Here is a 12501-nt window from a genome sequence, read left to right as displayed (position 1 = left end):
GATTCCTTTATTATTGTTCTTTGTACTGAGTATTTGGCGCAGAAACTTGATATTCGAAACCACCAAGTAACATGGATAACTTGCTATTGACCTGGTTCATATCGGTTATTAGGCGAGCAAGCTCCATTTGAAGAGCCAATTCATCGGTTGATGCAGTAATGACATCACCAAACTGAGCAGTATTGTTCTGATAACCGCGCTCTATCGCTTCAATGCGGGCTTTGGACTGAGGTAATAAGTGCTCTTGGTAGCGCTGAATGCGTTCAATGAGATTCATTCTGTCCGTCATTAATGCGTTTACTTGGGCGTTCATTTGAGCGAGCAGCGTATCTTTTTGATATTGCGCTGCGCCCATTTGGTATTGAGCGGCCGCTACATTTTTATCTTGGCGGTTATCAGTGAACAAAGGGATATCCATAGTAAGATAGGCACTCAGCAAATCTGAAGCTGGTTCACCTTTCATGTTGTCAGATTGACGGTAGGCATACATCACTTCGACACCAAATTGTGGTGTATAAGATTGTTCAGCAACCTCAACTTGGGTGCGATTAGCAGAAATGTTGGCGTCAGCCATTTGCGCCATAGGATGTTGGTTAAGCAGTGAGTAGTACTGAGTGTTGCTGGTTTGCTGCTCTAAAAGCGTATTCAAACGCGGCCAGTCTAATTGATAGCCTGCCTGATTCGAATCAATGGAACGATGATTTAACCACTCTGAGCCTAGCCATTCTGATAACTGAGCTACGGCTCGATTTTGCATTTGTTGATTCGATTGCAGCTTTTCGTCGAGCTTATTGACTTTAAGTTGGGTGTTAAGCAGATCTTGCGCTTCGCTCTTACCAATTGAGTAATTGGTTTGAATATACTGCTCCATCTCTACCATGAGACGTTGATTAGATTCAATCAACGTTTCTGCGTATTGAAGGTAGCCCAGCTCCAACCATAGTTGAGTAATACTATTCGCCACTTCACGTTCACGAACTTGAACCTGATACGCCATACCATCGGCCTGTTGATTCGCTTTACGTTGGTTAAGATCTAACGTTGCACCTCGTTCAAACTGTTGCATTAATCCAACAGAAATGTTCGTCATAGGATCTTCGTCAAACTTAAATGAATCCACAGGTAAACCGCCAAAGCCCACCTTAAGTTTTGGATCCATGAGAGTCGAGCTTGCAACGCCCGTTTCACGCATCGCCTGTGACTGCGCAGCATATTGAGAGCGACTCGTATCATTTGCTAGAGCCGCTTCAATTAGGGCGTTCAACTGCTGCGTCGAAGCCGCGATAGTTTGTGGAGTCGCGTTCGACCCCGCATGTGACAGGGCAGGCATTGCATAAAGTGCAATTGCAACCCCAAGACTCAGGGATTTAAATGCCCTGAAGCCGTTTAATTCAATACTCATTGTTGTTTATCCACGATAAAACGATATGGACATACCTCAACCTCTGCCTTCCAGCAGAAAGAATTGAGAGCTAAATAGTTATGATTGTTGAATTAAACAGAGGGTGGACGCAGTAAGCTCTGAATACGAGTTACTGTAACGCCTATTTTGATTGGGTGACGCAGGGCTAAATCAGATTCAGATGTACTGATTAAGCGAGAAGATGAGAGTGGGAAAAATACGCTAGTACACACGCTTTTACAGCAGTCACCACCAGAGGTAGATGAGCTACCGCAATGAATAGAACTATCGCTCTTTGTCATCTCCATCGATGGGCAGCCTATCATCGCATGATGGCTTGCTGTAGTCTCAGACATTTCCATCGAGTCATGATTAGAAGGTTGAACTGAAGAGGTCGATATTGGACTCATATCCATCATTGGCATACTTGAGACGTAGCTCGACATCAACATCGCTAAGATGCTGATAATCAAAATACTTGTTTGTCTCAAAGAGTTTGTCATGTGGTACCTTTTCACTTTGAATTCATAATACAGTATAAGAACTGATGGGCAATAGTGATATTTAAAACTTGTTAGAACTAAAGGTTATTGAAAATAAAGACGAACTCACTTCGCTCATCCTTCGCATTAACTAAGATATCCCCATTGTGTGCTTTCATAATAGCCTTAGCTATAGGAAGCCCTAATCCAGCACCAACACTTCCGTTATGGACACGCGATTTATCGGAGCGATAGAACCGATCAAATATATAGGGCAAAGAGCTCAAAGGAATAGGCTCACCAACATTGCTGATTGTCACTTTGTTGCTCATTTCTGATTCGGAGATTACTACCGATATATCCGTATTATGAAAGCAGTGCCTCAACGCATTAGACAACACATTACCAAATGCTCGTTGAAGCATATCTTTGTCACCGAACAGAGTCGACGAACCATCTAGGGTAAATCGAACGTTTTTCTCTTCCGCCAACACCTCATAGTACTCAAGTAAGGGCGTGATAACCTCTTTCAACTCAAGCTCTGATTCGGTCTTATACAGAAGTTTGTTCTCTGATTTAGCTAGGTACAGCGTATCCGAAATGGTCTTATTGAATCGTTCTAGTTCTTCGATATTCGATACTAAAATATCTTGGTACTCTTCAATGGAGCGCTCTGTACCAAGTGCCACTTGAGTCTGAGTCATGATATTGTTCAACGGTGTTCTTAACTCATGAGCAATATCGGATGAAAACTCACTCAACCTGAGGTAGCCTTCTTGCAGCCTCTCTAACATTTCATTTTGAGAAATAACTAAGCTGCTTAACTCCTTTGGAAGTGAGTCACTTGGTATACGCATACTGAGGTTGCTCGTGTTCACTTGCGCGATATACTCTTTTAACTGTTTCAATGGCTGTAATCCATTTCTAACAATAATTAATGCGTAAGCACCCGACAAACTCAGTGTCAAAACTAATGTCCAAAATAGAATAGTATTTAGCTTGTCGAAAAACACCTTATGGTGAGTCACATCCATTGCAAGAACAACCGCACCACCTTCTATCTCTGGGTAATCAAACTTAAAAGCATGAAAACGGTTATTGCCTACACTCCATTCATATGAGGAGCTGCCTATCAGCTCAGATGGAAAGTCAATAGTTTCATTATTTGTTTTCACCACCTGTTTGTTGTTTAAGACCCAAGCGGAAATATCCCAAGAATGGAACAAGTCCAAATCACGCTCAACAGTGCCTATCAAAGGGCGGAGTTTTGTTTCTAGGTGCCTATAGTCCTGTTCATTAAAGTGGTTCTTGATAGCGTGTTGGATCGTTAAAGCAAACACGACTAAAACCACAAAAGAGGCTGTGACAAACATAAACACTAGTTTGCGTGCGATTGATTTAGTAATTTTTTTCATTCTACGCCGTCATCAAGCTTGTACCCCATACCTCGCACGGTCTGGATGAGTTTGTTTTGATAAGGCTTGTCGATTTTCGACCTCAATCTTTTCACTGCCGCATCAATAACATTCGTATCACTATCAAAGTTCATATCCCAAACAGCGGACGCTATCTGAGTGCGAGTGACGACTTGACCTCTTTTCGCAAATAGATATTCCAACAAAGAAAACTCTTTTGCTGTCAGAGGGATCGTGTCATTGTTGCGAGTCGCTTTTCGTTTAAGCAAGTCGAGGCTCAAATCAGCAATACATAGAACAGACTCAGTTTTGACTGTGGTAGTTTTATGACGTAATGCATTTTTGACTCTAGCAAGCAATTCGACAAAAGCAAAAGGTTTGACAAGGTAATCATTCGCTCCCAGCTCAAGCCCTTTCACTCTATCTTCAACCTGATCTTTAGCGGATAGAATGATGACAGGTGTAGAAATGTCACTGCTACGAAGCGTTTGCAATAGCTGCCACCCATTCAGCTTTGGTAGCATAATGTCTAAGACTATCAGGTCATAATCATTGGTGGTAGCTAAGTACAAAGCATCAACACCGTCGGTAGATAGATCTACAGTGTAGCCTGATTCAATTAAGCCCTTTTTAAGATAAGCTCCTGCTTTCTCTTCATCTTCTACAACGAGTAACTTCATATAAGAAAAATGCCTTGATTTCCTTGGTTATTATACATTGAGCTTGTGATTATATGATGGGTTAGAAATTTGATTTTTCGTATTATTGTCAAACAACAAAACGTTCTCAATAACGGATGTAACCCCATTTCCTTCTTGTGATACACATAGAGTATTCAAAAGTGTATCGACCAAGCTCTGAGTATGGCTATTACCGATGAAAATATCTAGTTGGTAGTGTGTGTTTAAAGCATGGGTATCAATTACGTTCGCATGCCTTCCACGCCCTTGCACTTGATTAATCGTGAAGTTTCGCACACCTTCCTCTGCGAGGAGAGATTCTATATCTTCAAGCTTTTGTTCCTGAAATATTACCGATACTTTATCAATCATAACGGGGCTCCTTTGCTCCTAGAACCCGTTGAGGCCCAGGAGCTCTGTTGAGTTTATTTATTGCTATCTCGCTCTTGATAATGAACATCAAAGTGTACTTTGGCTACATACTCCAACTGACCTTGATGGTTCAATCTCTCTTGAACTGTCACGTATCCCTCATCTTTTAAATGAGTATTGTTTCGGTTGCTACCATAATTGTTTGCTCGAACAATTTTTGAGTTAAGTTCTTGAGCTGTCATTCCTTCAAGCTCAGCTAACTTTATCGAGCCAAGGTTATACGCCTGTTGCTTAGAATCTGCTGCTTCAACAGAGAGCGTTTTGTGATCGACTCGACTAATGTAATTGCCACCGGTATACAACGGCTGAGCAATTGCAGCGGCGCTAGTCAGCAAAATAGAGCTAGTTAATAGCGTTTTGTTTAATAAGTTCATTTACTTTTCCTTTTCTGTTTTGATGAACTCAGTTTATCTAAATTATTGTGACGATTTCCGGCACTCAAACATGACATTTTTGTCATATTGAGATTTAGGTGGTAGGTAATCAAAAAACTTTTCACCACAACAAAATCAAGCAACCCTATAAGCAGCCTTGTTGTAATTGCGATGAATCCTGTGGCAATAAACGATAAAGAGCCGCCCAGTTAGCTGAGGCGGCTCTTTTTTACTAGAAAAAGTAAAGGGGATCTATTTTTCTGATTACGAGTATTTCATTGGTTCAGCTACTCATCATTTTTTTGCACTCTTCTGGCATGTCTTCCATGTTCATGCTTTGCATCATTTGCATGTGTTCCATCATCCTATCGTGATCCTTCATCTTATCCGCGTGAGATTGCTTAACATGCACTTTCTCATTTTGCGCGACATTGTGATGTCGATGCTGATCATCGATGGAATTTGTTGCTAACACCGGCATCGCAACTAGACCACTTAATAACACTGATACATATAACTTTTTCATAAAATCACCTAACCCTTACTTATGCTTTGAACTGTTGATTGTTTTCAATTTTTTCCACCGATTGCTCGTTGGCTTCGGAGTCTTTCTTTTCACTTGGCATCATCATCTTCATCATTAAACCATGCATAGCTAAACAGATGATTAATGGAACAATCGCACTACTAAGGTATGCCCAACTAAACATCTCTTGGCTAGAAGAGAGAATAAATAATGGAATACCCACCATTAATAACGCGCATAGAACCATCATCCATCCATGACCTTTATGATGACCATTCTTGTGACAATCTGATTTTTTGCTTTTCATTCTCTTGCTCTCCAAAATAACTTTAACTCGTTTAACTGAGACTCAGTTTATCGCAACGCTTAGATCAGGAGTGGGGAGGGATTCATGACAGTTTTGTCATCTTAGCCGTTTTTCTTACCCCAAAACCACCAGACTATAAACACGATTGCTGTAAGACCTAATATATTGACTAACATAGTATTACTCCTCATTGGTTGTAGAGGCTGAAGCTGGTGTATAAAAGCGCAAGCGATTAGCATTGGTTACAACAGTAACAGAGGACAGTGACATCGCAGCCCCAGCGATGATCGGACTTAATAGCCAACCCGTGAACGGAAACAGAAGCCCTGCTGCCACAGGAATACCCAAGCTGTTATAGATAAACGCCCCCCACAAGTTCTGCTTAATGTTTTTCATTGTGGCAGTACTGATCCCAATCACATCTGAGATACCGTGGAGTGAGCTGCGCATCAAGGTAATATCGGCACTTTCAATCGCGACATCCGTACCACTGCCAATAGCAAAACCAACGTCTGATTGAGCAAGTGCTGGCGCATCATTGATACCATCACCGACCATGCCGACAACATGCCCTTTCGCTTGCAACTGCTTAATCCAGTCAAGCTTATCCTCAGGCATCAATTCCGCATGATATTCATCAACATTCGCGAGTGATGCCACCGCCTTCGCTGTATTGTGGTTATCCCCCGTTAGCATCACGACATGAATGCCTTGCTGATGAAAACGATTTATCGCACTTCGAGCATCATCTCGAATCGGGTCACTGATACCGAACAGCGCTTGCACTTGAGCGCCTATCGCAAAATACACCACTGTGGTGGCTTCTTGCTCCCACTGCAATGCATGCTCTGTAACCAATTCAACATTGACGTTAAACTGTTTCATCAGCTTGCGATTGCCAAGCAACACGCGTTGACCCGCATACTGAGCCTGAACACCAAGTCCGGTTAATGACTCGAAATCTGACACTTCTGGTAGGCGCGCTTCATCACGCACCTCACTTTGAGTAAATGCGATTAACGCTTTAGCTAGCGGATGGTTAGATCCTTTCTCCAAAGCATTGACCAGAGGCAAAAACTCTGAATCATCTGACAACGAGACAAAATTTGTTACTTCAGGTTTTCCTTGAGTAATCGTACCGGTTTTATCCAGTACGACGACATCCAACTCACTGGCTCTTTGTAACGCTTCTCCATTTCGGATTAGCCCGCCAAACTCGGCTGCCTTACCGACACCAATCATAGTAGAAATCGGCGTTGCTAGACCAAGTGCACAAGGGCATGCGATGATCAACACCGAGGTAGCTGCCACTATCATATAGACTAAGGAAGGTTGAGGGCCAAAGTTATACCAAGCCAGCGCTGTCAGAATCGATAGAATCATCACGGTTGGTACAAACACTGAAGACACTTTATCGGCTAGATGGCTGATTGGTGGCTTTGAGTTTTGCGCGTTCGACACCATGCTGATGATCTGAGCAAGAACGGTATCACTGCCCACTTTCTGCGCCTCAAAAACGAAACTTCCGTGGTCATTAATCGTCCCGGCAGAAACTGAGCTGCCCACTTGTTTAACAACAGGAATTGGCTCTCCAGTGAGCATAGACTCATCAATCGTTGTCTCGCCCTCTGTAATCACACCATCAACCGGGACTTTTTCACCGGCTCTAACCCGAATCAAGTCGCCTGTGATAACTTGTTCAATCGATAAAGACATCTCCTTGCCGTCACGAATCACCATGGCAGTTTTGACTCTCAAATCAAGCAAACGCTTGATAGCCTGCGAAGTTCTGCCTCGAGCCTTTAACTCAAGCGCCTGTCCTAAATTGATTAAACCAATGATCATGGCTGTAGCTTCAAAGTAGAGGTGCCTTGCACTTTCCGGAAGCCACTGCGGCCCGACAACGACCACCATTGAATAGAGCCAAGCGGTACCCGTTCCCAGCGCTATTAATGTGTCCATGTTCGCATTACGGTTCAGAAAGGCCTTCCAAGCTCCAGTAAAAAAGTGCTTGCCCGCACGGACTAAAATGAAAAATGTCACTAAACCTAAGGCCAACCATAGTAACTGCTCAGATTGCGTATTGACATTCATTGGTCCGCCGAACAGACCGTACACCATCAACGGTACTCCGAGACCAAGACCAATAACGCTTTGTTTTACTTTAAAGCGATACTCCTCAGATTCACGCTCTTCTTTGAGGTCACTTGCTAACGCCTGATCGACAATTTCTTCTGCGTCATATCCTGCGCCTTGTATCGCCTCAATTAGTACGCTGGCAGGCTGACTTGAAACCACGGTCGCCGTTCGATTCGCAAAGTTCACGTCAACAGAGTCGACACCTGACACCGATATAAGAGCACCTTCAATCGTGTTAACACAACTTGCGCAAGTGACACCGATTAATGACAGCTCGATACTGACATCCAACGCCTGTGTTGTTTTCACTTTGTTCGATTTAATGACATCCGTAGTTTGTGGTTGCGTGTCATCAGTCATACCGCTATAACCCAGTTCGACTAATACGCTTTCAATGTCATTGCCGTTCAAACTGCTATTCACAACCAATGTTTGATTTTCTAAATCAACAACCACTTGAGCAGCACCATCCAATCCACCTATCGCTTGAGTGATTTTACCCACACAGTGTTGGCAAGTAACATTAGATACTGATGTACGGTACTCTTGTTGCGTAGGTATTGAAGCCGCATAACCTAACTTTGCAAGGACTTCTATCGCGCTTTCTGGCAGCAACGTGGTTATGAGCTCTGCTCTGTTTTTCGTATCATTAATAGTGAAAGATACATCCGGGTCTCTTTCACGTAACCCATCTACAATTTTAGCGACACATCGGCCACAGTTAATGCCGGAAAGTGCTAGAGAATACTGTGTTGTGTTCATGTTAGTTTTCCTCGGGTAATACTTGATGGTGCTTCTCAGACCAGTCCTCGATTAAGCAACACAATGCGTTGCCGTTGGGCTCCATATCCGGTTTTTCATTCCACTCTGCGTAAGTTGCTTCCATCATGGCTAAATGGCGTTGGTGCTCTTCGATCTTTTGCTTGGTTTCTACGATTTTATCAGTCAGCATTTGCCTCACAGCTGGGCAAGGAGTCAGCTCTTGCTCGGAGTAATCAATGATTTCTTGAATCTGGCTAAGGCTAAAACCAATAGATCGCGCATGAGAAATGAACTTCAGGCGATTAACGGCACTTTGCTGGTACATCTTGTAGCCATTGTTGGGATCTCGCTCTGCATAAAGAAGGCCTTTTCTAGTGTAAAACCTGACTGTTTCAGCAGTCACACCTGCTGCTCTCGCAATTTCAGTTGTCAACATAATCCATGCCTCTGAAGGTTTAACGCACATGAAACTTTATTCGTTTTATGTTGCTAGCCAAAAATAAATGCGACTAAAAATATAATCACAAACAACCCAATAAACAGTTTAAGTAACAACTTAGGGTCACTGCTCCCACCGTTTGGGGCTTTGTTACAACAACTCATAACTATCTCCAATTCGTTACCAATGTGTATTAGTTGTAGCTTAAAACCTATGTGTTAGACATAGGTCAAGCATATTGAGAAAAAATTTAAGAGGAATATTATTGGTGAGGGATAAATTGGAAGCTAATTAAAAACAATGTAATGGACATTAACTCTAAATCATTTGGAGGCACTTCGAATTCAGATAGTGCCACGAATCGCTTGCCACATAGCTAAAAACACTAGAGTTTCTCAGCAACCCTCCCGGCCCAGTCTAAGATAGATTCAGTTGGAATACCTGTAGGGTGCCCCTCTACTGATTTAGGGTGAGAAATGCCAATGTGCTTTTTGAAGCCAAACATGGCATCCATTTCTTGTGTTGGCCATCCAAGAGATTTTGTCACCACGCCTTTTTTGATTCTAGAAAACTGATTTTTCCAGTTACGAGTATCGTTCTGCCTAACGCATTTGGTTGAGAGCCATTTATTCAGGCCCGTTACATCAACTTCGAGCAAGTAATTCACATGACTATTTCGCTCCACGACAACGCAACGAATCGTTCTCTTTGCATCAGAGTCAATCAAGTGGCATTTACTACGTCCAACCTGATCTAGCTCATGAGTGTACGAGTCAATGATTGTGCAGGCGTATTTTTCCTCTAGCATTTGCACCATCATGTTAAAGGCCGTAAAACGAGAGGCATACTCCTCTGATCTATCAGTGCAATCTTGCATACCTCCACCCATGTCTGCCGAAGGTATCTCACCATTACTGCCAGGTTCATTGGTACTGACCATATCACCAGCTTTCTTAGCTGCATCTTTGCTTCTATCTGGCCGATGACTTCTTTTAGGCGTTGTTGCTTTCGACGTTGAAAAACGATTTTTAAACCTTACTGAGCAAGTATTTTCACCTAGTAAGAATGCATGGTTAGCATCGGAAGCCTCACGCTCATCATCGATAATATGCTCTTCTGGCCGCTCGTATGGTTCAGGGCATTTTCCACCAGTGGTTGACTCTTGGCCTTCATCTGGATGCGTAAAAGAAGGATTATGGAAATAGACCCTAGACGGCATTTGAGCATTAATTCCAATATCCGTGATCTTTTCAACCAGAAAGTAGCGGCCACTTGCATCAAGCCGGCCTTCATACGAGAAAGACCACCCAGACATTTGAGGGGGGGTCGAAGTGAAATAGCCAGCGCTTATACCCCATAGATACATCTCGGTCCTTCTCGACGTTAAAGTATCTAAAAATCGATTCAAATGAACGCTTTGCATTGCTATCAATAAGTAACCAGCTCAACATTGCTCTTGTTGCAGAATCATTGAATGCGGAAGGAGGGAAGTTTGATGTTTGCAACACTTCGATATTGGTATAATCCTCCTTGGTGTTGACTTCGACTTTGAAGTCGGTGAGCAAACGAGAAGACATTAATGACGCTCGCGATAAGTAAGAGCTGGCATAAAATAGGACCCTTGCCAACTCTAGCTGAGGAATAATCAGTTTAGGGGCAGCGCCTCGGTCTAATACAAATGCATGTTGCGCTGACTCTTTCTTTCTCAAAGACTCTGCTGACTCTGAGTCGGGGAACTCACTCAAGTTACTGTGTCGAAGGAGCTCATTACTTCTAAATTTATGACGCCCTCGTTTAGCGTAACTTTCTGATAACCCTCTTTGATTAATTATTTTTCCTCGATACAAAGCAGGAACGTTAGAAAATGCAGTCGCATGAAAATTATTTTTCTGCTGTGGGGGATAGCACCAAACCTCAATTAAAGGCCGGTAAGACTTATCACTTTCCCGCACCAATATCTTACCAGTATGAACTACACGCACATCATCATCACACTTGTAAAACCTCGCTCCCATCAGTCCATCCTTATTTTAGATTTGATCCCGTGGCTACCCAGCCAAGTAAGTCGTCGACGATTGGCACTATTCTTTCTTTAGGAAGGCTTGCTGAACGCATCAATTGCCAGCAACTCATTCCTAAACCTGTTTTTGATTTTGCGATTACAGCTATGACTAGCCGACGAGCTTGAAACTCAAAGACGCTTTCTTGATACCGATTCAAAGCAAAAGATAGCAAGGGTAATAAGTTCAGTTTTTTGCTCACCGAACCGTAATCATCTAGCTGCTTAAGTAAGAAATTTTTGCTTCTTCGAGGACCATCAACAACAGTATCTAATCGTTCTACAATCCTAATAAACTGCTTAGTTAGTGATCGGTCTCTTGCTCTCCAATCTACTTTTTTCTGCCTTACATGCGATTGGGATTGATGGACTCGATTGAAAGCTAATAGCCAATCTCTATCATTTCGGTATAGCCAAGCATACAGTGCACCACCACCAGGAAGTTTGCGTGCTCTCTTAACCGGGGCGTTACCTATTAAATGACGCCACAGCTCACGTTTTTCTTCACTTGGATTTGGCACAAGCTGAGCATTGTCCTTCGGGATCGATACCGTCACTTTATCTTTTGATTTTACTTCTTTTATGATCTCACTAGCCGACATTTCAGGAATAAAAGCACACCAAACCGTTAAGTGCTGTAGATAGCTAAAAGCTTTACGATGACGGCGAAATAACGTGCGAAGCCAGTTAGTATCTCTATCAGAGTTGATGGTTAGCTCAGGGGTAACGATCTTGCTTACAACTAAGTCCGCAATCTTATCGTGAGCAATCTGTTTAGGGCCTTTTCCACACCCAAAGTCGTGTGCTAGATGATTGTAGAAAAGGCTCCATTGATGCTGAGTCGGGGAGCCTTGGGCTGGTAAACACATTACCTCTTTAGCTTTGCTCGCTAAGTAAGCAAACCGCTGCGCTGTTATATTCTGGTGGTTACATAAAAAGGGCTGACATTGTATTCGGCCACATGCATGGTACGTGTGCCGACTATCATGGTAAGAGGTTGTCGATTTATTCAGAAGGCCGTGCTCAGGGCAATAAGGTAAGGATGGTAAAAACCACAACCTAGACCAATAACTTTCTCCATATTTTTGCTTTTGCTCCGCGACACAAGCTGGGCAAACACGAAAGTTATCCGATGTTTTTACAATAGAAGCTGGGGCTCCCAGCATTAGATGAACAGAGCCCTTAGCGCAATGTTCCATTCGCTCCATCGCTCTAATCCTAATGCTTTCATCAACAAAAGGAGCGTAAATCGGGAACATTGTATGCTCATAAATAAGCTCTTGAATATCAAATCGTCCCGTGTTGATTAGCAGCTCTGATATCGATGACAAATGACTAGGCAGGTCAATTGTCGCAATCACTCTTCTGTCACCAAACACTTCATCTAGTAGCTGTTTAGAACTTGTTATCGCACTGCGAATTCCAGCTCTAGCCACCAAGCTATAGATTAATTCATCTGGGTATGGGACAGGGAAGCAGCGCAA

General features: G+C 42.9%; 13 protein-coding genes. All 13 read right to left on the bottom strand.

The genetic code is table 11. From position 1 onward, the window contains the following. Positions 1-10: 10 nt before the first annotated feature. Positions 11-1330 (bottom strand): TolC family protein, encoded by a 1320-nt coding sequence (locus M9196_RS11695; RefSeq protein ID WP_250617759.1) that lies wholly within the window; start codon positions 1328-1330, stop codon positions 11-13. Between the two features lie 164 nt (positions 1331-1494). Then, on the bottom strand, positions 1495-1905 hold the full coding sequence (locus M9196_RS11690) for a hypothetical protein (protein ID WP_250617721.1): 411 nt from the start codon (positions 1903-1905) through the stop codon (positions 1495-1497). A gap of 77 nt (positions 1906-1982) precedes the next feature. Continuing rightward, entirely contained in the window at positions 1983-3299 is a 1317-nt protein-coding gene (locus M9196_RS11685) for a heavy metal sensor histidine kinase (protein WP_250617720.1), read from the bottom strand. Further along, entirely contained in the window at positions 3296-3979 is a 684-nt protein-coding gene (locus M9196_RS11680; protein WP_077460046.1) for a heavy metal response regulator transcription factor, read from the bottom strand. Before M9196_RS11680 ends, M9196_RS11685 begins: the two co-directional genes overlap by 4 nt. 30 nt (positions 3980-4009) lie before the next feature. Further along, positions 4010-4351 (bottom strand): P-II family nitrogen regulator, encoded by a 342-nt coding sequence (locus M9196_RS11675; protein WP_250617719.1) that lies wholly within the window; start codon positions 4349-4351, stop codon positions 4010-4012. A gap of 53 nt (positions 4352-4404) precedes the next feature. Beyond that, on the bottom strand, positions 4405-4785 hold the full coding sequence (locus M9196_RS11670) for a DUF3316 domain-containing protein (RefSeq protein WP_250617718.1): 381 nt from the start codon (positions 4783-4785) through the stop codon (positions 4405-4407). A 283-nt stretch (positions 4786-5068) separates the two neighbouring features. Then, positions 5069-5311, bottom strand: a complete 243-nt coding sequence (locus M9196_RS11665; protein WP_250617717.1) for a hypothetical protein — start codon at positions 5309-5311, stop codon at positions 5069-5071. A 19-nt stretch (positions 5312-5330) separates the two neighbouring features. Continuing rightward, on the bottom strand, positions 5331-5618 hold the full coding sequence (locus tag M9196_RS11660) for a hypothetical protein (RefSeq protein ID WP_104046715.1): 288 nt from the start codon (positions 5616-5618) through the stop codon (positions 5331-5333). A 180-nt stretch (positions 5619-5798) separates the two neighbouring features. Next, positions 5799-8519 (bottom strand): heavy metal translocating P-type ATPase, encoded by a 2721-nt coding sequence (locus M9196_RS11655; RefSeq protein ID WP_250617716.1) that lies wholly within the window; start codon positions 8517-8519, stop codon positions 5799-5801. A 1-nt stretch (position 8520) separates the two neighbouring features. Then, a complete protein-coding gene (locus M9196_RS11650) occupies positions 8521-8955 on the bottom strand; it encodes a MerR family transcriptional regulator (protein WP_250617715.1) in 435 nt (144 codons plus the stop codon). Positions 8956-9343: 388 nt separating this feature from the next. Then, positions 9344-10273 (bottom strand): Tn7-like element transposition protein TnsE, encoded by a 930-nt coding sequence (locus M9196_RS11645; protein WP_250617714.1) that lies wholly within the window; start codon positions 10271-10273, stop codon positions 9344-9346. Further along, positions 10248-10973 carry a hypothetical protein gene (locus M9196_RS11640; protein WP_250617713.1) on the bottom strand — a complete coding sequence of 242 codons (726 nt, stop codon included), beginning with the start codon at positions 10971-10973 and terminating at the stop codon, positions 10248-10250. Before M9196_RS11640 ends, M9196_RS11645 begins: the two co-directional genes overlap by 26 nt. 10 nt (positions 10974-10983) lie before the next feature. Then, positions 10984-12501 carry a TnsD family Tn7-like transposition protein gene (locus tag M9196_RS11635; RefSeq protein ID WP_239032805.1) on the bottom strand — a complete coding sequence of 506 codons (1518 nt, stop codon included), beginning with the start codon at positions 12499-12501 and terminating at the stop codon, positions 10984-10986.

It is taken from the genome of Vibrio methylphosphonaticus (genome assembly GCF_023634655.1).
In the GTDB taxonomy this organism is placed as follows: Bacteria; Pseudomonadota; Gammaproteobacteria; order Enterobacterales; family Vibrionaceae; genus Vibrio; species Vibrio methylphosphonaticus.
This window is presented reverse-complemented; position numbering and strand designations above follow the sequence as displayed.

Coding starts and splice junctions, on each gene's coding strand:
- M9196_RS11695 (WP_250617759.1), bottom strand. CDS start 1,330: ATGCCTGCCCTGTCACATGCGGGGTCGAACGCGACTCCACAAACTATC.
- M9196_RS11690 (WP_250617721.1), bottom strand. CDS start 1,905: ATGACAAACTCTTTGAGACAAACAAGTATTTTGATTATCAGCATCTTA.
- M9196_RS11685 (WP_250617720.1), bottom strand. CDS start 3,299: ATGAAAAAAATTACTAAATCAATCGCACGCAAACTAGTGTTTATGTTT.
- M9196_RS11680 (WP_077460046.1), bottom strand. CDS start 3,979: ATGAAGTTACTCGTTGTAGAAGATGAAGAGAAAGCAGGAGCTTATCTT.
- M9196_RS11675 (WP_250617719.1), bottom strand. CDS start 4,351: ATGATTGATAAAGTATCGGTAATATTTCAGGAACAAAAGCTTGAAGAT.
- M9196_RS11670 (WP_250617718.1), bottom strand. CDS start 4,785: ATGAACTTATTAAACAAAACGCTATTAACTAGCTCTATTTTGCTGACT.
- M9196_RS11665 (WP_250617717.1), bottom strand. CDS start 5,311: ATGAAAAAGTTATATGTATCAGTGTTATTAAGTGGTCTAGTTGCGATG.
- M9196_RS11660 (WP_104046715.1), bottom strand. CDS start 5,618: ATGAAAAGCAAAAAATCAGATTGTCACAAGAATGGTCATCATAAAGGT.
- M9196_RS11655 (WP_250617716.1), bottom strand. CDS start 8,519: ATGAACACAACACAGTATTCTCTAGCACTTTCCGGCATTAACTGTGGC.
- M9196_RS11650 (WP_250617715.1), bottom strand. CDS start 8,955: ATGTTGACAACTGAAATTGCGAGAGCAGCAGGTGTGACTGCTGAAACA.
- M9196_RS11645 (WP_250617714.1), bottom strand. CDS start 10,273: ATGTCTGGGTGGTCTTTCTCGTATGAAGGCCGGCTTGATGCAAGTGGC.
- M9196_RS11640 (WP_250617713.1), bottom strand. CDS start 10,973: ATGGGAGCGAGGTTTTACAAGTGTGATGATGATGTGCGTGTAGTTCAT.